General features: G+C 54.2%; 19 protein-coding genes. 11 read left to right on the plus strand and 8 right to left on the minus strand.

Annotated elements, in window-relative coordinates:
- Window positions 1–82 precede the first annotated feature (82 nt).
- The 3 genes from R2I50_RS04655 to R2I50_RS04665 all read right to left on the minus strand — a co-directional run bounded on the left by R2I50_RS04655 (window position 83) and on the right by R2I50_RS04665 (window position 2,080).
- Complete coding sequence (locus R2I50_RS04655; RefSeq protein WP_316607965.1) at window positions 83–562, minus strand: hypothetical protein; 480 nt, start codon at window positions 560–562, stop codon at window positions 83–85.
- A gap of 88 nt (window positions 563–650) precedes the next feature.
- The gene (locus R2I50_RS04660) at window positions 651–1,535 is read right to left on the minus strand and encodes an NAD(P)H-hydrate dehydratase (RefSeq protein WP_316607967.1); all 885 of its coding nucleotides are present in this window, start codon (window positions 1,533–1,535) and stop codon (window positions 651–653) included.
- A complete protein-coding gene (locus R2I50_RS04665) occupies window positions 1,532–2,080 on the minus strand; it encodes a hypothetical protein (RefSeq protein WP_316607969.1) in 549 nt (182 codons plus the stop codon). Before R2I50_RS04665 ends, R2I50_RS04660 begins: the two co-directional genes overlap by 4 nt.
- A 335-nt stretch (window positions 2,081–2,415) precedes the next feature.
- Here R2I50_RS04665 and R2I50_RS04670 point away from each other — a divergent pair, with 335 nt between their 5' ends.
- The 5 genes from R2I50_RS04670 to R2I50_RS04690 all read left to right on the plus strand — a co-directional run bounded on the left by R2I50_RS04670 (window position 2,416) and on the right by R2I50_RS04690 (window position 6,822).
- On the plus strand, window positions 2,416–2,580 hold the full coding sequence (locus R2I50_RS04670) for a hypothetical protein (protein ID WP_316607971.1): 165 nt from the start codon (window positions 2,416–2,418) through the stop codon (window positions 2,578–2,580).
- A gap of 141 nt (window positions 2,581–2,721) precedes the next feature.
- A complete protein-coding gene (gene pheS, locus R2I50_RS04675; RefSeq protein WP_316607973.1) occupies window positions 2,722–3,777 on the plus strand; it encodes a phenylalanine--tRNA ligase subunit alpha in 1,056 nt (351 codons plus the stop codon).
- A 12-nt stretch (window positions 3,778–3,789) separates the two neighbouring features.
- Window positions 3,790–6,150 (plus strand): phenylalanine--tRNA ligase subunit beta, encoded by a 2,361-nt coding sequence (gene pheT / locus R2I50_RS04680; protein WP_316607974.1) that lies wholly within the window; start codon window positions 3,790–3,792, stop codon window positions 6,148–6,150.
- A 126-nt stretch (window positions 6,151–6,276) separates the two neighbouring features.
- On the plus strand, window positions 6,277–6,522 hold the full coding sequence (locus tag R2I50_RS04685) for an IreB family regulatory phosphoprotein (RefSeq protein ID WP_316607975.1): 246 nt from the start codon (window positions 6,277–6,279) through the stop codon (window positions 6,520–6,522).
- A 15-nt stretch (window positions 6,523–6,537) separates the two neighbouring features.
- Window positions 6,538–6,822 carry a hypothetical protein gene (locus tag R2I50_RS04690; protein ID WP_316607976.1) on the plus strand — a complete coding sequence of 95 codons (285 nt, stop codon included), beginning with the start codon at window positions 6,538–6,540 and terminating at the stop codon, window positions 6,820–6,822.
- Window positions 6,823–7,006: 184 nt separating this feature from the next.
- Here R2I50_RS04690 and R2I50_RS04695 read toward each other — a convergent pair whose 3' ends face one another.
- Window positions 7,007–7,867: a DegV family protein gene (locus tag R2I50_RS04695; RefSeq protein WP_316607978.1), complete on the minus strand. Its 861-nt coding sequence runs from the start codon at window positions 7,865–7,867 to the stop codon at window positions 7,007–7,009.
- 111 nt (window positions 7,868–7,978) lie between these two features.
- Here R2I50_RS04695 and R2I50_RS04700 point away from each other — a divergent pair, with 111 nt between their 5' ends.
- Entirely contained in the window at window positions 7,979–9,865 is a 1,887-nt protein-coding gene (locus R2I50_RS04700) for a TIM-barrel domain-containing protein (protein ID WP_316607979.1), read from the plus strand.
- Between the two features lie 217 nt (window positions 9,866–10,082).
- Here the strand turns inward: R2I50_RS04700 and pduL are convergent, their stop codons facing one another.
- Complete coding sequence (gene pduL / locus R2I50_RS04705) at window positions 10,083–10,655, minus strand: phosphate propanoyltransferase (RefSeq protein WP_316607980.1); 573 nt, start codon at window positions 10,653–10,655, stop codon at window positions 10,083–10,085.
- A 141-nt stretch (window positions 10,656–10,796) separates the two neighbouring features.
- Here pduL and R2I50_RS04710 point away from each other — a divergent pair, with 141 nt between their 5' ends.
- Together R2I50_RS04710 and R2I50_RS04715 are read left to right on the plus strand one after the other, a co-directional pair.
- Window positions 10,797–11,372 carry a uracil-DNA glycosylase gene (locus R2I50_RS04710; protein ID WP_316607982.1) on the plus strand — a complete coding sequence of 192 codons (576 nt, stop codon included), beginning with the start codon at window positions 10,797–10,799 and terminating at the stop codon, window positions 11,370–11,372.
- A 118-nt stretch (window positions 11,373–11,490) separates the two neighbouring features.
- Entirely contained in the window at window positions 11,491–12,609 is a 1,119-nt protein-coding gene (locus tag R2I50_RS04715; protein WP_316607983.1) for an Mbeg1-like protein, read from the plus strand.
- Window positions 12,610–12,828: 219 nt separating this feature from the next.
- Here R2I50_RS04715 and R2I50_RS04720 read toward each other — a convergent pair whose 3' ends face one another.
- Together R2I50_RS04720 and R2I50_RS04725 are read right to left on the minus strand one after the other, a co-directional pair.
- Window positions 12,829–13,671: a haloacid dehalogenase-like hydrolase gene (locus R2I50_RS04720; RefSeq protein WP_316607984.1), complete on the minus strand. Its 843-nt coding sequence runs from the start codon at window positions 13,669–13,671 to the stop codon at window positions 12,829–12,831.
- 113 nt (window positions 13,672–13,784) lie between these two features.
- On the minus strand, window positions 13,785–14,513 hold the full coding sequence (locus R2I50_RS04725; RefSeq protein ID WP_316607985.1) for a peptidylprolyl isomerase: 729 nt from the start codon (window positions 14,511–14,513) through the stop codon (window positions 13,785–13,787).
- A gap of 247 nt (window positions 14,514–14,760) precedes the next feature.
- Here R2I50_RS04725 and R2I50_RS04730 point away from each other — a divergent pair, with 247 nt between their 5' ends.
- Window positions 14,761–15,699 (plus strand): S1 RNA-binding domain-containing protein, encoded by a 939-nt coding sequence (locus R2I50_RS04730; RefSeq protein WP_316607986.1) that lies wholly within the window; start codon window positions 14,761–14,763, stop codon window positions 15,697–15,699.
- Window positions 15,700–15,879: 180 nt separating this feature from the next.
- On the opposite strand, the gene guaA is transcribed toward R2I50_RS04730, so the two are convergent.
- On the minus strand, window positions 15,880–17,397 hold the full coding sequence (gene guaA, locus R2I50_RS04735; RefSeq protein ID WP_316607987.1) for a glutamine-hydrolyzing GMP synthase: 1,518 nt from the start codon (window positions 17,395–17,397) through the stop codon (window positions 15,880–15,882).
- 300 nt (window positions 17,398–17,697) lie between these two features.
- Here guaA and R2I50_RS04740 point away from each other — a divergent pair, with 300 nt between their 5' ends.
- Both R2I50_RS04740 and sigG read left to right on the plus strand, forming a co-directional pair.
- The gene (locus R2I50_RS04740) at window positions 17,698–18,945 is read left to right on the plus strand and encodes a DNA recombination protein RmuC (RefSeq protein ID WP_316607989.1); all 1,248 of its coding nucleotides are present in this window, start codon (window positions 17,698–17,700) and stop codon (window positions 18,943–18,945) included.
- Window positions 18,946–19,037: 92 nt separating this feature from the next.
- Window positions 19,038–19,820 (plus strand): RNA polymerase sporulation sigma factor SigG, encoded by a 783-nt coding sequence (gene sigG / locus R2I50_RS04745; RefSeq protein ID WP_316607991.1) that lies wholly within the window; start codon window positions 19,038–19,040, stop codon window positions 19,818–19,820.
- Window positions 19,821–19,840: the final 20 nt, after the last annotated feature.

Here is a 19,840-nt window from a genome sequence, read left to right on the forward strand (position 1 = left end):
GCTCCTTGACAGGCGCCAGCCTGTCTGCGTCTCCCGTCGCGCTATCCGAAATATATCACTAATATCTGATTAAATCTTTTTATCAAGGATTAGTATTAAAACGCAGCTTGATTCCCGACCTCGGAAGGGTCATGCCCGTCGGTATCCCCTCGGCGGCGGTGATTGTCGCCTCGCCCTGCGGGGTGGGGACGGTGAAGGTATCGACGTCATTCTCCGAGCCCGTGTACTGTGCCTGAGAGAGGTACAGCAGCGCGTCGTAAACGCGGGAGGGGAGAGAGGCTTCGGGCAGATAATCGCTTTTTGAACGGGTCTCAAGCGAGGCGTAGCCGATGCGAAGCTGTTCGTTGGCGTAGTCAAAGCGGAGACCGTCCACGGTGTAGGGCCCATTCAGCCTGATTTGTGTACCGTCGGCGCTTTGACTGAGTTCTCCGCTCAGTTCAAGACCGTTATATGCTGTTTGAAACTCGAGCGTGAAGCTGTCACTGAGCGTCGGCGGCTTTTTTGCACATCCGCCAAGGCAGAACAGCAGAGCGGTGAGCGGAATAAGGATGAATCTTTTCATCGGGATACCTCCAAAAACGTAGATAATAATGAAGCCGACAGGTGCTGATCCTGTCGGCTTTTTACATCCTATGAGTTTTTATGTCCGGTTATGCGTTATTTTTGCTGTCCTCGATCATGGAATAGACTTCGGACAGGGTGCAGATGATATCGCTCGGGAGTATGGCGGTACGTGAGAGCCGTTTCGCAGCGAGATCACCTGCAAGCGCATGAATATGCACGCCCATGACCGCAGCGTCAAAGGCTTCTGCGCCCTGAGCAGCAAGGGATGAAACGATCCCGGCAAGCATATCGCCCGAGCCGCCCTTCGCCATGCCGCTGTTGCCCGCGGTGTTCTCGTAGAGCCGATCGTTCTGCGCAATATAGGTTCGGTGACCTTTAAGGACGAGAACGGTGTTCTCATGCGCTGATGCAAAGCTCCGCGCCGCTTCGGCGGGGGCTTGCAGAATATCTTCCACACTCAGACCGCTGATACGTGAGAACTCCTTGACGTGCGGGGTGAGGATGACGGGCGCTTTGCGCTCCTCTAAGATATGTATATGTCCGCTAAGCGCGTTTATGCCGTCCGCGTCTATGATCAGCGGTTTTTCACAGCTTCGAATAAGGTTAAATACGACCGTGCGGGTATCGTCGTTCAGCCCCAGTCCGCAGCCGAGCAGCACGGCGGTCGCCTTTTGCAGCGCGGTGTGGATGGCGTCAAGGTCGGCGGGGCAGACGGTATCCCTGCCGCCCGTGAGCGGCACACACACGCTCTCATACACCGACGAGGCAAAGATCGGATAGATGCAGTCGGGGATCAGCTGGTAATGCAGCCCCACCCCGGTGCGTAGCGCCGCCTGTGCGGACAGGATCGCGGCTCCCGAAAAGCCCCTGCTGCCCGTGAGCGAGCAGAGCGTGCCCATCGTACCTTTGTGCGCGTTATCCGGACGATCGGGGAAATGACGAACGAGATAATTGAAATCTACTTGCTTCATTTCTTCTGTGCGAAGAAGAGCTTCTTCCTGATATCGGCGTTGAAATACGGCTTCATGCCCTCGAGAAATTCCTCGTTCGGCGCAAATACCAGCGCGCACTTGCCCTTCTCCTCATCGTGGAAGGCGGCGACGTAGTTGCTGTCGGAGAACTCCTTGGAGCCGCAGTGGTAGACCTTGGTGAAATGACGCGCGGTCATCTCCTTGTCGGAGTAGGGGAAGAAGTCATCCAGCCGCTTGACGTCGAGCTTTACGACCTTCTTGCGTCTGCGTTTGGCGATGACTTTGTCGACCCTGAGGGTAGAGGAAAGGAAGGCGTATTCATATTCGACGTTCAGCGAGGTGATGAGATACCATCCGAAGTAGATCGCGAGCGCAAAGATGAACAGCGCGACGATGTTCAGATACGGTATCTTCGCGACGATGGAGATCGTGAAGATGATCGCGGGTACACCGATCACGCCGAGGACGATCAGCGCGACGGTAAGTCCGTGCTTCGGGGTGCGTTCTCTCCGAACGACCTGTTCATACAGCGTAGTATTATCCATGGGAAACACCTCTTGTATCACATTTTTCTCTATCTTAACACATCGGCGGTTATTTTTCAATAAACCCTTGCAAAATTCTTCCGATAGTGCTATCATACTACTTGATAACGCGTTGACGGAGAGAGTAACTCCCGCAGAGGTCGTCAGAGAGTCTGTATCATGGGCTGAGAGTACAGGCGGACGGAGCGGGGGCGAAGTTCACTCCCGAGCGGCAGCGCTGAACACGCGTGCGTGTTGATTTGCCGAGACGGCAGTGCTACGAGCGACAGGGCTCCGGGGAGAGCGATGTTCCCCCGTCACTGTTCACCATACACCGAATCAGTAGGCGCTGACGGATGACCCCGTTACCGGTCGACGAGTGTCCGGATCATACGATCAACGGTCATTGCGAGTGGTGCGGTTATCGACTGTACGACGCGATGATCTCGACCGAACGATTCCGGAAAATTGGGTGGTACCGCGGTTCTTCCGTCCCTTACGGACGGGGAGCCGTTTTTTAGTTAGGAGTGAGGAGTTAAGGCTCTCTGTGCAAAAAGGAGCTGTCTTTTCGGAGCGAAGCGACCAATCGAAACTTCTCCTAACTCCTGACTTCTATCTTCTAACTCTCCCTTGTTCTAAAGTATTATTAATTGGAGGACAATATGAAAGAAAAACTGGAACAGTTGAAGGCGCAGCTGGGCGCTGAGCTCGCCGCTGCCGCCGACGGACAGACTCTCGAGAGCCTGCGCGTCAAGTATCTGGGCAAGAAGGGTTCTATCACCGATCTGCTCAAGGGCATGAAGAGCCTTTCCAACGATGAGAAAAAGGCCTTCGGTCAGCTCGTGAACAACCTCAAGCAGACCGCCGCCGAAGGTATATCCAAGCGTGCCGAGGAGCTGAAAAAGCTCGAGATCGAGCGTGAGATCGAGAGCACGCCCGAGTTCGACCTGACCATCCCCGTGCGTGCCGACCGCGGCTCCTATCATCCGATCACGCTGGTACAGCGTGAGTGCGAGCGCATCTTTACCACGATGGGCTTCAACGTTGAGGATTACCCCGAGGTCGTCACCGACTACGAATGCTTTGAGGCGGTCAACGTGCCGAAGGATCACCCCGCCCGCGATATGCAGGACACCTATTATCTTGAGAACGGCGAACTGCTGAAATCCCAGACCTCCGCCGCTCAGAACGCGATCCTGAAGAAATACGGCAAGCAGCTGATGGAGGACGGCATGCCGATCCGCGCGATCTTCCCCGGCCGCTGCTTCCGTAACGAAGCCACCGACGCCACCCACGAGAACACCTTCTTCCAGATGGAGGGCGTGATGGTCGATAAGGATATCTCAATCTCGAACCTGATCTACTTCATGAAGACCATGCTCAGCGAGGTGTTCCAAAAGGACGTCAAGGTGCGCCTGCGCCCGGGCTTTTTCCCCTTCGTCGAGCCCGGCTTCGAGCTCGATATCTCCTGCCTGATCTGCGGCGGAGAGACCGGCTGTCCTTCCTGTAACCACTCCGGCTGGCTGGAGCTCTGCCCCTGCGGCATGATCCACCCCGAGGTGCTCAAGGAGGGCGGTATCGACCCGGAGAAGTACACCGGCTTCGCGTTCGGTCTGGGTCTGACCCGACTCGCGATGATGAAGTACGGTATCAAGGATATCCGTGATCTGAACTCCGGCTCGCTGAAGGTCATGTCGCAGTTCACGGACGATAAGTAAGGAGGGGTCAAGATGTTTTTATCAATGAATTGGATCAAGGATTTCGTTGACCTGAGCGGTCTGGACGAACTCAAGCTGATCAACCAGTTCTCACTCTCCACCGCGGAGGTCGAGAATGATATACAGTTCAAGGGCTCGGATATCAGCGGCATCGTCGTCGCCGAGATCAAGTCTGTAGAGAACCATCCCGAGTCTAAGAAGCTCCATCTGCTGAAGGTGGATATCGGCGAGGAGGCGCTCGTGGACGTCGTCTGCGGCGCTCCGAACGTCCGCGTCGGGATGAAGACCGCTTTCGCAAAGGTCGGCGCGAAGATCGGCGAGATCGAGATCGCCCCCAGACCGCTGGCGGGCTTCATGAGCCATGGTATGTGCTGCTCCGAGAAGGAGATCGGCATTTCCGACGATCACTCCGGTATCATGGAGATCACCGACGATGTCAAAAACGGTACCGATCTCAAGGAAATCTACGCTATCGACGATATCATCTTCGAGGTCGATAACAAGAGCCTGACCAACCGCCCCGACCTGTGGAGCCACTACGGTATCGCGCGTGAATTCGCCGCGATCGCTCAGCGTCCGCTGAAACCGCTCGACTTTGACGACCTGAGCGCTTATGACAATCTGCCTAAGGTTGACATGAAGATCGAGGACAAGCTCTGCCAGCGCTACTCATGCCTACAATTTGAGAATATCTCCCGCTCGGTCAGCCCGGTAGATATGCGTATCCGCCTGTTCTACTGCGGTATGCGCGCGATCAACTTCCTCGCCGACATGACAAATTACCTCATGCTCGAGATGGGTCAGCCGATGCACGCCTTCGACAGCCGCAAGGTGGAGAACATCCGTATCAAGCGCTTTGATAAGGATTTTGAATTTCAAACTCTCGACGGTGTGGAGCGCCATATTGACACCGACACCCTGATGATCTGCAACGGCGATACGCCCGTCGCGATCGCGGGTATCATGGGCGGTCTGGACAGTGAGATTGTGGAAGATACCCACACTCTAACCCTCGAGTCCGCGACCTTCGACGCCGCGTCTATTCGTAAGTCGACCGTTCGTCTTTCTCACCGTACCGACGCCTCCATGCGTTATGAAAAGTCGCTCGATCCCGAGCTGACGACTGCGGCGATTGCCCGCTTCGTCTATCTCTTGAAGCAGTACGATTCCGCCGTGCAGGTTGTCTCTGCTCTGACCGACGACTACGCCTATCATTATCCCGAGGTCACTCTCAGCTTTGATAAGGCTTACGTCGATAAGTACACCGGTATCGAGATCGACAACGACACCATCCTCAGCACACTTACCCGACTGGGCTTCACCGCCTCCTGCGACAGCGATAATTTCGAGGTCAAGGTTCCCTCATGGCGCGCCACCAAGGACGTCACCATCAAGGCGGATATCATCGAGGAGATCACCCGTATCTACGGTTACGATAATTTTGAGATCCATACGGCAAACGCGCCGCTCTTCCCGACCCGACCCGAGCCGGTGAAAAAGGACGAGGACAACGTCAAGGATATCCTCGTCAAGCACTTCAACCTCCACGAGCTGCACTCCTACGTCTGGAACTACGTGGATGAGCTCAAGGAGCTGGGGATCGCGAACGTCGGCGAGATCAAGCTGATGAACGCCTCCAATCCCAACATCGAGACCATCCGTAAGACCATGATCCCGACCCAGCTGTGTCAGGTAAGATCAAACCTCGGCTTTGCGCCGTCGTTCGGTATCTTCGAGGTCGGCAGAGTCGTTGCGGGCATGACCGACGACAACCTTTGTATCGAGGAGAAGAAGCTCGGCATCACCCTGTACCGTAAGGGCAGCGATATCCGCTCGCTGTACTTCGGAATGAAGGAGATCGTTGAGACGCTGGTCGATGAGCTTAAGCACAAGTCTGTAAGCTATGAGAAGCTCGAACCGACCTTCGACTTCGAGCATCCCGTGAACCTGAACGCCGTAATCGTTGACGGTGTGGAGTTGGGTAGGATCGGCATGATCCATCCTTCCGTGATGAAGAAGCTCGACAAGCGCGCCGTGGTCGTCTTTGCCGAGATCGACATGGATAAGCTCGCCGCGATCGAGAACGACTCGATCCGTTACGTCGAACCGTCCAAGTTCCCCGGTATCGAGATCGATCTGAGCTTCCTTACCTCCCGCTTCGCTCCGATCAAGAAGGCGATCGAGAACGCAGCCTGTGAGCTGATCCGCGGCGTGGACGTCATCGACATCTACGAGGCTGACGAGAATTCCTCCATCGCCGTGCGCCTGACCTTCTCCGACAACACCCGTACCCTCACCCGTGAGGAGGTAGCACAGGTCGTAGACGGTATCGTCGCCGAACTTGAACAGAACGGCATCACACTGAAAAAGTAAACATTATCTGCAGAGCCTCTCTGCCGTTAACGGCGGAGAGGCTTTCTGTGCCATTTTCCTTTAGGACTTGCAATATTTGAAAAGATGGTGTATAATATACTGGATTAAATAGCGGAGGTGTTTGCTATGTTAGATAAGACTATGGTGTTCTCCTTAGGCGGAAACAGAGATGATGAGATGAAAGAGGCGCTTTCTACCGTGTATAACGCGCTGCAGAAGAAGGGCTATAACCCGATCAACCAGATCGTCGGTTATATCCTCAGCGAGGACCCCACCTACATCACGACATACGGCAATGCCCGCAACATCATCAGTAAGATTGACCGAGACGACCTCCTCGAGGTCATGGTGAAGTCTTACCTCAATATCTAAGAAGGGATGGATTCCATGGCTGAAAAGGAATTTTCGACCTATAAGGGCAAGCCTCTGGTACGCTGCGGCGACGAGCTTTACTACGGCAGCATGGCTGATCGCTTCGTCATCCGTATGCAGATCAAGAGTAAGAAGACCGTCGGTGACGCCGAGATCGCCGATAAGGTGGCGATCCAGCTGCTGTGTACCGACCCCGACCTGAGCCCCCGTAAACAGCTGGTCAAGTCCAGTGAGAAGAGCGGTCTGTACGTAGCGCTCGATATCGCCGACGTCTGGCTGGAGAGAGCGCTCAAGTCCTGATAATCGAATAGGGTACGAAAGCCCGTCTGACCTGCGTCGGACGGGCTTTTTTCGCTTATGAAATCATGTACTGCCGAAGAGCGTAAGGAATACACACGTTGCTCACGCCAAAAAGAAAACGTCTGCGACCCAAAAGCCGCAGACGTTGTTAGTTCGATTGAAAAGCTCTCCGTTACTATTGTCCTTATTTCGTCATAAACAGCACGCCGAGGGTGTTCGGACCGCAGTGGCTCGAGATCGTGCAGGAAGCGCGGGTGATATGGATCTCCTTGAAGATGCCCTTCTCCTTGACTGCCTTGACGACGCCGTCAACGTATTCCGGATTGGCGCCTGCGTGGGTGACAAATACGCGGGAGGGGTCGATGTCGTCGTACTTGGCGATCGTGTCCTCCATGTACTGGAGAAGCACCTTGTCGTACTTGCCGCGGTACTTTTTGCCGACGCCCATCGAGCCGCCGTCGTTATTATGTACTTCGATGGAGGGCTTTAGACTCAGCAGATTCGCGCCCAGCATTGCAACCGCGGAGCATCTGCCGCCGGCGTGCATGAAGTCGAGCCGGTCGAGTACGAAGGATGCATGAGCCTTCGGTACCATCTTGTTGACCTCGTCGTAGATCTCCTTGGCGCTCTTGCCCTGATCGCGGAGCTCGCATGCCTTGATGACCAGCAGACCCGAACCGGTGGAGAGGTTCTGGGTATCGACAGAGTAGACTCTGCCGGGGAATTCCTCGCTCGCCAGCACGCTGCTCTGATGGGTGACGCTCAGTTTCGAGCCGAGGCTGAGGTGAACAACGTCATAACCCTGATCGACATATTTCTTGAAGAATTCGGCATATTCGCCGACGCTGACTGCTGTGGTGTGAGGCAGCTCCTTGGTTTTGTAGAAGATATCGTACAACTCTTCCGGAGTGATATTGACCCAGTCCTCGTAACTGTTTCCGCCGATAACGATATGCAGCGGCATGACCTCTACGCCGTAGCGCTGCTCGAGCTCACGGTTCAGATCGCAGCTGATATCCGCGGTGATGATGACCTTGTTTCCCATAATGACCTCCTGATATATCCCGAAAAATTGACATAGAATATTGTATATCTTCTAAATCTTTGCTATACTATTATACAACATTATTAAGAAAAATCAAGAGTGGTGATTTTCATGGTAAAACGTTACAGCTTTGACCCCTTTATCAACACCGGAGCGGTCGTGCGGGAGGTACCGTTATCGAGCAGTGAACCCAAGCCCTTTTCGCTCAGCAACGGCGTATTCAGCCTTCATATGGACGAGCATATGCGAATCTACGGACTCGGCGAGTCTATTCGCGGGATCAACAAACGCGGCTGGATCTATGAGAGCTGGTGTTCCGACGATCCCTTCCATACGGAGGAGAAGCGCTCCCTCTACGGCGCGCATAACTTCCTGCTGTTTGACGGCGAGGAGCGTTTCGGCGCGTTCTTCGATATCCCGGGGAGGATCACCTTCGACCTCGGCTACACCGACAGCGATACCGTCGTGATCACGCCCGAACGCTTTGCCCTTGATCTCTATATCATCACAGGCGAGAGCTTGAAAGCGATCGTATCGGAGTTCCGCACCCTGATTGGCAAGAGCTATTTGCCGCCGATGTGGGCAATGGGTTACGGTCAAAGCCGCTGGGGTTATGTCACCGAAGCGGATATCCGCCGTTGCGCCGATGCGTACCGCGACGCGCGTATCCCGCTCGATATGCTCTATCTCGATATTGATTACATGGACTCATTCAAGGATTTTACTGTGAATTCAGAACGATTTCCTGACCTTGGCGCCTTCTCCGCAGAGATGAAGGAGCGCGGTATCCGACTCATCCCGATCATCGACGCCGCTGTGAAGAAGGAGAGCGGCTACGACGTTTATGACGAAGGTCACCGTGAGGGTTACTTCTGCAAGGATGAACAGGGCGAGGACTTTGTCGTCGGCGTATGGCCGGGCATGAGCGTTCTGCCCGATTTCCTGAATCCGCAGGCGAGCCGATGGTTCGGCATGAAGTATAAGCGTCTCACCGATCTCGGGATAGAGGGCTTCTGGAATGATATGAACGAGCCCGCGCTTTTTTACAGCGAAAAGGGACTTAATAATGCTTATAAAGAAATAAAAGAGTTAGACAGCAAACGACTGGACGCGCTGAGCTTCTTCGGCGTGCGCGATACCTTAGTGCGTCTGCAGAACGCCGAAGATGACTACAAGAGCTTTTATCATGAAACGCCTGAGGGTAGAGTACGCCACTATGATGTGCATAATCTCTATGGCTATCGGATGACCGAGAGCGCCTACAATGCGCTGTGCGAGCTGCGCGGCGAGCCGCCGCTGCTGTTCTCCCGCGCTTCCTATATCGGCGCTCACCGCTGCGGCGGCGTTTGGACAGGCGACAACCACAGCTGGTGGAGCCATATTCTGCAGAGCTTACAGCAGATGCCGGGGCTGAATATGTGCGGCTTTCTGTACTCAGGCAGCGATATCGGCGGCTTCAACGGCAACTGCACTCGCGATCTGCTGATTCGCTGGATGAGCTTTGCGCTGTTTACCCCGCTGATGAGGAACCACGCAGCCTTCGGTACGCGCAGTCAGGAGGCGTTCGCCTTCGGTGATACCGAGGTTTTCCGCCATATCATCGAGCTGAGATACCGTCTGATCCCGTATCTGTACCGCTCGCTGAAGGAGGCGGTCGAGCGTGACGAGATGTATTTCCGTCCCCTTGTTTTTGATTATGAGGATGACGAGATCGCTGCAACGGTAGAAGATCAGTTGATGGTCGGTGACAGGCTGATGATAGCGCCTGTTTACCGCCAGAACGCCGCGGCACGACATATCTATCTGCCCGAGCCGATGACTCAGATCAGGATGCATGAGGGGGATATTTCCACAGAAGAATTAAATGAGGGCTGGCATTACGTCAGCGTTCCCCTCGGCGATGTGGTATTCTACACCAAATCCCCGCTGGAGCTCGCAAAGCCCGCCCGAAATGTCGGCGAGCTGAATTTTGACGATACGGAAACGGTAGGGAGTTAGGAGAGAGAAGTTAGAAGTGAGGAGTGAGGAGTGAGGAGTTGTAGGGGACGGTTCCTCAGCCGGAGACGGCTCCCCTCTGTCGCTTGTGGGACGCGGGGCGTCGGGGCGCCGTCCCCTACGATACTATCCGACGTTTAAATCATTCCTAATTCCTAATTCCTCATTCCTAACTAAAAAAGCTCCCCCTTTCGGAGGAGCTTCGACGTTGGAGTGGATCTTACAGGATGATCTCGCCGTCGGTAGTACCCATCAGGCCGGCTGCGTTCGCCTCATCGGTATCGAGGTGAACAGCGGGAGCGTACTTCGGGGAAACGCGGACGATCACGTCGTCAAAGATGACCTTTCTGCCATTGTCGCCGACAGCGACCTTGACGATCTGCTTGTCCTCTACGCCGTACTCGACAGCGGTCTCGGGGGTCAGATGGATGTGGCGCTGAGCGACGATGACGCCGTGGTCGATTTCAACCTCGCCTTCGGGTCCGCGCAGAATGCAGCCGGGAGTACCTGCTAAATCACCGGACTCACGGATCACGCCGACGACGCCGAGCTTACGAGTCTCGGTCATCGAAATCTCTACCTGATCCTCCGGACGGAACGGTCCGAGGATAGACATGGTGATCTCACCGCGGGGACCTACGACGGTCACTTTCTCGGAGCAGGCAAACTGTCCGGGCTGGGAGAGGTCCTTCTTGTTGGTCAGGGTCTTGCCCTCGCCGTAAAGAGTAGCGAAGGTCTCGGCTGTGACGTGCAGATGGTGAGCGGAGGTCTCGACCATAATTGTACTTTTCATGATAATTACCACCAATCATAGTTTAGTTCATGGGAATGCCCATGGTTATTATTATCATACATGAAATTGCGGCGGATTTCAACCGCTATTTGGAATTTATTGTATGTATGCGTGCTTTTTCTGATAGAACAGAGGGATAATATGAGTAATTGGGAAGAATTAGAAGCGCGGTGCATGGATTGTACCGCCTGTCGTTTATGTGAGAAGCGGCATAACGTTGTATTCGGTGTAGGGAAGAAGGACGCCCGCGTTATGTTCATCGGCGAAGGTCCGGGCGAACAGGAGGATCTGCAAGGCGAGCCGTTCGTCGGCAGAGCAGGTCAGCTTTTGGACAAGCTGCTCTACGCTATCGATCTCGATCGGCACAAGAACGTCTATATCGCCAATATCGTCAAGTGCCGGCCGCCCATGAACCGCGACCCGCAGGAGGATGAGCAGGAGAGCTGTATCGGATACCTCAGAGAGCAGACGCGCCTGATCCGCCCGCGCATCATTGTGACGCTGGGTAGGATCGCGGGCATGAAGCTTATCAAGCCCGATTTGCGCATCACCCGCGAGCATGGATCAGTTATCGAGCGCAAGGGGATAACCATGATCCCGATGTTTCACCCCGCGGCGCTGCTGCGTAATCCCGCCAACATGGAGGGAGCTTTCCGCGATTTTTTAATTCTCAGAGAGAAAATAAACGAGATTTGTCCCGAAGTCTATGGGAATTAGGAATGAGGAGTCAGCCGTAGGGGCGATTTCTCGGCTCTTGCCCGCAAATCATCTAAAAACATAGACAAATCCACTGCTTTTTGCTATAATACCCTCAGATCAACACAGGAGGCATACGATGAATGTGATGGATTACCTCGATTGGCGCGGAGACCTGACCTTCGCCGAGCGAGGCTTCAACGAGATAGACAACCTGATCTTTTCGGTGCTGTCCTATATCGAGATGGAGGACTTCGTCGACGCAGACGGAGAGAAGATCGTGACGATCGAAAAGCTGCATGAGCTCTATACCGAGGAGGGACGCCATACGTCAATGCAGTTCCTCACCCCCGAGCCCCTTCTCGAGAAGGCGGCTCAGTCCGATCGCTTCAAGGACGTGAAGGTTGCGTACTACGTCAGCGAGATCGACCATGATAACCACAGTCAGATGGCGGCGGTAACCTTTATTTACGCGGAGGAAGAAGCATATGTCGCCTACCGCGGCACCGACAGCACGATCGTCGGTTGGCGCGAGGACTTCAATATGAGCTTTCTCGATGAAACGCCCGGACAACATGATTCGGTAAGGTATCTCGAGCATATCGCGGAAAGGTTCGACGGAAGGCTGATCGTCGGCGGTCACAGCAAGGGAGGAAACTTTGCTGTTTATGCGTCCGCTTTCTGTGATGAAAGGATCCGCGACGATCGCATCGTGCAGGTCTACAATAACGACGGACCCGGCTTCAAGGCCGAGATCACGGAGCGCGAGGGCTATGTTGGGATCACCGATAGGATTGTGAAGCTGGTTCCGGGATCGTCGCCCGTCGGTATTCTCCTTGAGGATATGGAGGAGAGGCGATTCATCAAGAGTACCGGTAAGGGTATAATGCAGCACAATCCCTATACTTGGTGTCTCGTCTGTACGCACTTTGAGGACGCCGATGAGCGTTCGCAGTTCAGTCTCTTTGTCGACAATGTGTTGAGCAATTGGCTCAGCGGTATGGAAAACGAGGAACGCCGCACGTTGGTGGATACCTTCTTTGACGCGCTGATGATAAACGGCGCCAAGACCATCACCGATCTGAGCAATAACAAGCTCGCCACCTACCGTTCGATCATCAAGGCGCTGAAGGGTATCAACGACGAGCGCAAGAGCGAGGTCGTCAGTTCGCTGCAGAAGCTCTTTGTCAGCGGCTTTGAAACAATGAAAAGCGGAGCCCGTTTTAAAACAGGAAGCTTATTCGGCAGGGATGTTTAGTAAAGGAAAAGGCTGACTCAGCAGATTGAACTGCAACGAGTCAGCCTTTTGATTATCGGGTTAATACTAATTCTTGATAAAATGATTTAATCAGAGTTTTTAATGATATATTTCGAATAGTTTTACGGACTCCTTGACAGGCGACGGACTATCTGCGCCATCTGTCTCGCTCTGCTATATTATCCGCTGATATCTTATCAAATAAAAGTAAACCGGGATTTAGTTTAATTCAGCGAGCTGTCGGGCGTTCTCCTTGACGAGCTCGTCGTTGATAGCGATCTTCTTGATCAGATTGTGGACGGTTTTGTTCAACCCGCCGTCTTTGGTGTAATCGGCAGGGAAAATGAAGTCCACCCTGTCGCCTCTCAGCAGTTCCTCGACCTTCTCGCGGTTTGAGTCCTGATACACCGCGATCGCGCAGCCGCCGTACGCCTTCATCATCTTCATACATGGCACATCGCTGAGACCGTCGCCGATGTAGATCATGTTAGTGAACGGTACGCGCTTCGAATCGTCGGGCATAGAGCGGTTGAGGTCTGTATCGTTTGAAATATCCAGCACGCCCTTGTTGATACGATAGACAAACTGGGTCTTGTTGGTATAGTTGACGGCGGTTTTCGGCCACAGAGCCTCGCCGTTCTCGTTGTAGAGAAACTCGCAGGCGAAGATCTTGGTGAACTTGTCGGCAATACCCGAGCCCTCGATGATTTCCTTGAGACCGGAGGAGATGACATAGTGCTCGACCTGGACGCCTTGAGCCGCGCCGTAGAGGTTAATGCGCTCGAACCACTCCCGTACTCCGGGAAAGAGCTCGATACCCCTGCCGTTGCCGATCAGCTTCTCTCGCGTCAGGGAGATTCCCTTGCGGCGACATTCTTCGATCATGGTGTACAGATAGGCGAGTACGCCGTCCATCTCGGCAGCTGAACCGAAATCGTTAGCCCTCTGCCAGAACTCGGACGGCTGCATGTCGAGGTCGGGGATGAAGCCATAGTCCTGCATATCCTTGGTGCAGAGAGTCTTATCAAAATCGTACATGACAGCAATGATCGGTCGTTCCATAGCAGACTCCTTTGGTTGTTGATTCTTGTAAGGGCGGGATTCACCCCGCCTGTAGTAATGCTGAAGAGAATTATAAAAATGCCGCCTTGTTTATCAGGGCGGCATCGTTTACCTTATTCGTAGCTGTGCAGCTCAACGCCTTCGATAATCACGTCGCTCACAGGCTTGTCGTACGCGTCGGTCTGAACCTGAGCGATCTTGTTGACGACGTCCATGCCCTCATATACCTGACCGAAGACGGTGTAGCCGCCGTCGAGGCGCTGGTTGTTGACCTGGTTGATGTAGAACTGGGAGCCGTTTGTGCCGGGACCGCGGTTCGCCATCGCGACGGAGCCTTCGATGTTGCTCAGATAATCGGAGATCTCAAGGTCGAACTCGGAGCCGAAAGCGGATTCGCCGCCGGTACCGTTGAAGTTGGTGTAGTCGCCGCCCTGGATCATGAAGTTATTGATGACGCGGTGGAAGATAGTGTTGTCATATCTGCCTGCCTTGGCGAGCGCCTTGAAGGAGTAGACCGCCTTCGGAGCAACCTCGGTGAAGAACTTGAACGAGATGTCGCCGTAGTTGGTATGGATGGTACAGACCTCCTCGCCCTTGGCGGGTGCCTTGTGCTGATACTCCGCGTCTGCCGCGTTCAGGTCGGCGGCGGGAACCTCGTTGATATCCAGCAGAGTCTCGGTAGTCTTGGGTTCGTAATTCACGGTAGAGCCTTCTTTCTGTTCGTTCTTTGCTTCGGTAGCGGTACCTTTTACGGTGCCGGAGGATACGACCTTTTCCCCGCAGCCGGAGGTGATCGCCGCGACGAGGAGTACGCTCATGATGATCGCTAAGATACGTTTCATAAATTGCTTCCTTTCTTTACGCGAATGATTTATCGCGCTTACTTCGTTATTGTAAACGATACGGCGCGTTTTTTCAATACCTATCTGTAAATTTGTCATATCTGACAAGGTTTTTTCATATGGATGGTTACTGTGAGGGTATATGATATAGCTGTTGCGACGGTAACGGTATATGAAAAGTCGTTGCGAGGCGGGAGAGCCCCGCCGCTGCGATCTCAACCTTATTATAAATCTCAGGAGGGTCGGTATGACGTTATTCTTACCGGAGGGAAAAAGATTGTTAACCGCGGCAAACCGTGCCGCAGTCGGAAGTATGCAGGGTATGCGTACGGCAATGGAGAGGGGAGAGATACTTGAGGCGCGCGCCCTAATGTGCGATCGGGAGCATAACCTGATCGTCGATCTGCCGACGATGCGGGGAGTGATCCCGCGTGAGGAGGGGGCTTTGGGAATCCGCGAGGGAACGGTACGCGATATTGCGGTGATCTCCCGCGTAGGCAGAGCAGTCTGCTTTGTCGTGAACGATCTGTTCACCGACGGTTCGGGTACGCCCCGTGCTGTGCTCTCCCGCGCGAAGGCACAGCGGATGTGTGCCGATAGATACATAGGCACGCTCAGAGCGGGCGATGTGATCCCCGCCTGCGTGACTCATACCGAGCCGTTCGGCGCATTCTGTGATATCGGCTGCGGACTCGCGGCGCTGATGCCGATCGACACGATCTCGGTCTCTCGTATCGATCATCCCGACGAGCGTTTTCGTGTGGGAATGGATATTTTCGCGGTAATCAAGTCGCGTACCGGTACCCGCGTTACCCTCAGCCATAAGGAGCTGCTCGGTACATGGGCAGAGAACGCCTCGCGATTCTCGGTAGGGGATACCGTCACGGGTGTGATCCGCTCGATCGAGAACTATGGCGCCTTTGTCGAGCTGACCCCGAACCTTGCGGGACTTGCGGAGCTGCGCGATAATCTGCATGTCGGCGATACCGCCGCTGTGTACATCAAGAGCATCATCCCGCAGAAAATGAAATTGAAGTTGGCAATCGTGGACAGCTTCTGTGATGAAGCGCCGGTTCTCCCGCCCGATTACTACATCACCGAGGGTCATATCGACCGCTTCGTCTACTCGCCGCCCGAGTGCAGCAGATATATCGGGACGGATTTTGGATTATCGGAGAACAGATGACGGAGAATGGTGAATGGAGAATGGCGGACGCTGTCCGCACCTGATTGATAATACGTATGATAAAGAAACAACGTCTGCGACCCTACGTAGAGTCGCAGACGTTTTAATACAGTAATTGTTATATCAATCCAAAAGCCGTCAGGCTTTCCCGACACCGTTCTCTGTTCTCTGTCCTCCGCCTCAGACCCACTCTACCGTTGCGGGGGGCTTGGGGGTGATGTCGTAGACGATGCGCGTGATGCCTTCGACCTCGCTCGTGATGCGGGTGGAGGTTTTGTCGAGTACCTCGTAGGGAATACGCGACCAGTCGGCGGTCATGAAGTCATCGCTGGTGACGGCTCTCAGCACGACGGTGCTGCCGAAGGTGCGGTGATCGCCCATAACGCCTACGGCGACTGTATCGGTCAGAACCGTGAAGTATTGGTTGGTGTAGCGGTCATAGCCCGCCCTCATGATCTCATCGCGGAAGATCGCGTCGGTCTCACGCAGAAGATCAAGCTTTTCTGCAGTAAGCTCACCGGTGCAGCGGAGAGCGAGTCCCGGACCCGGGAAAGGCTGCTGCCATACCAGCTTCTTCGGGATCCCCAGCGCCTGGCCCATTCTGCGGACTTCGTCCTTGAACAGATCTCGCAGCGGTTCGATGATCTCATCAAATTCCGCCGCGGCGGCAAGCTCACTCTTCTCGGCGCCGATATCACCCGAGCCGCGCTCGAGGACGTCGGAGTAGATGGTACCCTGTACAAGGTAGTGGATCTTTCCGAGCTTCTCCGCCTGTTCCTTAAAGACGGAGATGAATTCCTTGCTGATAACGGCGCGCTTCTGCTCGGGATCCTTCACGCCCGCCAGACGGGCGAGGAAACGATCCTGCGCGTCGACCTTGATCAGGTTAAAGTCAAAGGTCTCGCTCCATGTGCGCATGACGGTCTCCGCCTCATTTTTGCGGAGCAGTCCGTTGTCGACAAATACGCAGATGAGATCGTCGCCGATCGCCTTATGCAGCAGCATGGCGGCGACGGAGCTGTCTACGCCGCCCGAAAGGGCGCAGAGAACCTTCTTTCCGCTGAGTTTCTCGCGGTATTCGGCGATCTTTTGCTCGGCAAGCTTCTCCATCGTCCATTCTCCGGAGCAGCCGCAGATATTGTAGAGGAAGTTGTGCATCACCAGCTCGCCGTACTCGGTGTCGGTGACCTCGGGATGGAACTGTACGCCGTAGATGTGGCGGTCTTCATTCTCCATCGCAGCTACGGGACAACGTTCGGTGTAGGCGGTAACAGCAAAGCCTAAGGGCGCTTCCTTGATATGATTACGATGGTTCATCCAGCTGACGCTGACGGCGGGGAAGCCGTCCAGCAACGTGCTGCCGTCGGAGATCAGCTCGACCTTGCCGTGCTCGCTGACTTCGCTTGAATAGGTGACCTTGCCGCCCGCCATATAGGCGATCAGCTGACAGCCGTAGCCGATGCCGAGGATAGGGATACCTGCCGCGAGGATCGCGGGGTCGTAGTGCGGCGCAGCTTCATCGAACACACTGTCGGGTCCGCCGGTGAAGATGACGCCCTTGTAGTCCGCCTTAACGATCTCCTCTACGGTGATCTTTTGGTAGCTTACGATTTCGGCGTAAATGTTCTGCTCGCGTACCTTGCGGGCAATCGGCTGGTTATACTGTCCTCCAAAATTCAGAACGAGTATTTTTTCCATTGTTCCACTCCTTTCGGTTTTGATGTATTTTTAACAAATGAATCGTTGCGACATGTAAAAATACTATTGAAATTTATTATAATACTTTTTTGTCCGATGTCAATACCGAAATGCATTATAATTTTAAATAAATTGCAAAATCTGTCGTTTGTTAACGAATTAACAAGTTAAAATAGTTAAAATCTGCAACTGCAACAATGATAAGTTGCAAAAATGCGGTGTGGCAGGATGGTATTGAAACTTTTGTTTGACATAGCTGCGGCTTGGTGATAAAATATGAGGAGAATCCGGAGGTATATTATGGAAACATATCAGTTCATTATCCTGATCCTGTTGTTGCTTACGGCGATCGCCGTCGGCGTCAGCGCGATCGTTATTATTCCGAAAAAGAATAAAGCTGCATCTGCGGAGTTGGCTGAACTACGTACCGAGATCGTCAACTCAACTCAGAGCTCCGTTAAGAATATGGGCGATATGATCGCGGTGAATCAGCAGAGTTTTTCCGCGGCTCAGAGTGAGAAGCTCGGGCATTTTGAGGACAGGCTCAAGACATTCTCTCTCGAGAATGAGCAGAAGCTCGAGAACATCCGCCGAACGATGGAAATGAAACTGGACGATATCCGTGAGGATAATAACAAGCAGCTCTCCGAGATGCGTACTACGGTCGACGAGAAGCTGCAGAAAACGCTCGATGAGAAGATGGATCGCAGTTTCGCGCTGGTCAGCGAACGGCTCGAGCAGGTCTATAAGGGACTGGGTGAGATGCAGAATCTTGCTGTCGGCGTCGGCGATCTGAAGAAGGTGCTATCGAACGTCAAGACCCGCGGCATCGTTGGCGAGATCCAGCTGAACAGCATCCTCGAGGATATCCTGACCTCAGAGCAGTATGATACGAATGTCGCAACCAAAAAGGGCTCACGCGACGTGGTCGAGTTTGCGGTGAAATTACCCGCCCGCGACGACGGCTATATCTATCTGCCGATCGACTCGAAGTTCCCCGGCGACACTTATGCGGCACTCCGCGACGCATATGAGAGCGGCTCCAAGGAGGCGGTCGACGCCGCTGCCAAGGCGCTGATCAACACTATCCGACGCGAGGCGAAGGATATCCGCGATAAGTATATCGATCCGCCTAACACCACCGAGTTTGCCGTGATGTTCCTACCCTTCGAGGGATTATACAGCGAGGTCGTCAACCGCGGCATGGTCGAGCTGCTGCAGCGTGAATACAAGGTGAATATCGCCGGACCGTCTACGATGGCTGCACTGCTCAATTCGATCCAGATGGGCTTCAAGACCCTTGCTGTACAGAAGCGGAGCGCCGAGGTCTGGAACCTGCTCGGCTCCGTGAAGAAGGAGTTCGAGACCTTCAACAGCGTGCTTGTCGCGACCCAGACGCGGCTCGATCAGGCGAACAAGGAGCTCGATAAGCTCGTGGGTGTTCGCTCGCGTCAGATCAGCCGCAAGCTCAGTGCCGTCGAGAGTAACGATACGCCCGTCAGCGCCTACTTCTCTACCATCGACAGCTACACCGAAGGCGAGGATTAGTCCGGACTGTCTTTTTTTAAGCAAGGTGTTTATGTGAATGAAATATGCCCCCTGTGACAATACTAATTGCAGTATTGTTACGGGGGGATTTTTTGCAGTATAATAAAGTGGAACTGTGCGGCGTCGATACCGCGAGCCTGAAGGTGCTCACCGAGGACGAAAAGCGGGCTTTGCTGCTCAAGATGCGCGACGGTACGCCCGCTGAGAGAAAACAGGCGCGTCAGGAATTGATCCAAGGCAACCTGCGTCTGGTGCTCAGCGTGATCCAGCGCTTCACCGGCAGGGGAGAGAACCTCGACGATCTTTTTCAGGTAGGGGTCATCGGTCTGATCAAGGCGATCGACAACTTTAATGTGGACCTCGATGTTCGGCTGAGTACCTATGGTGTACCCATGATTTTGGGTGAATTGAGGCGCCATCTTCGGGACAATGGGGCGATCCGCGTTTCGCGCTCCATGCGCGATACCGCCTACCACGCGATGAAGATGAAGGAGGAGCTGACCGCACAGCTCAACCGTGAGCCGACCGTCGAGGAGATCGCCGCGCGGCTCAATACCGATAAAGAGAGCGTGGTACTCGCACTTGAGTCGATCGTTGAGCCGGTATCCTTATATGAGCCGGTATTCTCCGACGGTACAGACACTGTCTACGTCATGGATCAGGTGGGGGACACCAGCGACGACCGCGACTGGCTCGAGGAGCTCGCCTTTAAGGAGGCGCTGAAGAAGCTCTCTGACCGCGAGAAGAAGATCCTGTCCCTGCGCTACTTCAAGGGCAAGACCCAGATGGAGGTCGCCGAGGAGATCGGCATCTCTCAGGCACAGGTCAGCCGCATCGAAAAGGGCGCGATCGACAGCATCAAAAGGGAATTATGAAAAATGCCCTGCTTTGACAC

The sequence above is a fragment of the uncultured Ruminococcus sp. genome, from assembly GCA_902785355.1.
Taxonomy (GTDB): domain Bacteria; phylum Bacillota; class Clostridia; order Oscillospirales; family Acutalibacteraceae; genus Ruminococcoides.

What these genes read in the sequence shown, in the direction of transcription:
- R2I50_RS04715 (WP_316607983.1), top strand. Translation starts at nt 11,491, where the DNA reads ATGAATGTGATGGATTACCTCGATTGGCGCGGAGACCTGACCTTCGCC.
- R2I50_RS04730 (WP_316607986.1), top strand. Translation starts at nt 14,761, where the DNA reads ATGACGTTATTCTTACCGGAGGGAAAAAGATTGTTAACCGCGGCAAAC.
- R2I50_RS04695 (WP_316607978.1), bottom strand. Translation starts at nt 7,867, where the DNA reads ATGGGAAACAAGGTCATCATCACCGCGGATATCAGCTGCGATCTGAAC.
- R2I50_RS04700 (WP_316607979.1), top strand. Translation starts at nt 7,979, where the DNA reads ATGGTAAAACGTTACAGCTTTGACCCCTTTATCAACACCGGAGCGGTC.
- R2I50_RS04660 (WP_316607967.1), bottom strand. Translation starts at nt 1,535, where the DNA reads ATGAAGCAAGTAGATTTCAATTATCTCGTTCGTCATTTCCCCGATCGT.
- R2I50_RS04740 (WP_316607989.1), top strand. Translation starts at nt 17,698, where the DNA reads ATGGAAACATATCAGTTCATTATCCTGATCCTGTTGTTGCTTACGGCG.
- R2I50_RS04655 (WP_316607965.1), bottom strand. Translation starts at nt 562, where the DNA reads ATGAAAAGATTCATCCTTATTCCGCTCACCGCTCTGCTGTTCTGCCTT.
- R2I50_RS04665 (WP_316607969.1), bottom strand. Translation starts at nt 2,080, where the DNA reads ATGGATAATACTACGCTGTATGAACAGGTCGTTCGGAGAGAACGCACC.
- R2I50_RS04725 (WP_316607985.1), bottom strand. Translation starts at nt 14,513, where the DNA reads ATGAAACGTATCTTAGCGATCATCATGAGCGTACTCCTCGTCGCGGCG.
- R2I50_RS04670 (WP_316607971.1), top strand. Translation starts at nt 2,416, where the DNA reads ATGACCCCGTTACCGGTCGACGAGTGTCCGGATCATACGATCAACGGT.
- R2I50_RS04710 (WP_316607982.1), top strand. Translation starts at nt 10,797, where the DNA reads ATGAGTAATTGGGAAGAATTAGAAGCGCGGTGCATGGATTGTACCGCC.
- R2I50_RS04690 (WP_316607976.1), top strand. Translation starts at nt 6,538, where the DNA reads ATGGCTGAAAAGGAATTTTCGACCTATAAGGGCAAGCCTCTGGTACGC.
- pheS (WP_316607973.1), top strand. Translation starts at nt 2,722, where the DNA reads ATGAAAGAAAAACTGGAACAGTTGAAGGCGCAGCTGGGCGCTGAGCTC.
- guaA (WP_316607987.1), bottom strand. Translation starts at nt 17,397, where the DNA reads ATGGAAAAAATACTCGTTCTGAATTTTGGAGGACAGTATAACCAGCCG.
- pduL (WP_316607980.1), bottom strand. Translation starts at nt 10,655, where the DNA reads ATGAAAAGTACAATTATGGTCGAGACCTCCGCTCACCATCTGCACGTC.
- R2I50_RS04720 (WP_316607984.1), bottom strand. Translation starts at nt 13,671, where the DNA reads ATGGAACGACCGATCATTGCTGTCATGTACGATTTTGATAAGACTCTC.
- R2I50_RS04685 (WP_316607975.1), top strand. Translation starts at nt 6,277, where the DNA reads ATGTTAGATAAGACTATGGTGTTCTCCTTAGGCGGAAACAGAGATGAT.
- pheT (WP_316607974.1), top strand. Translation starts at nt 3,790, where the DNA reads ATGTTTTTATCAATGAATTGGATCAAGGATTTCGTTGACCTGAGCGGT.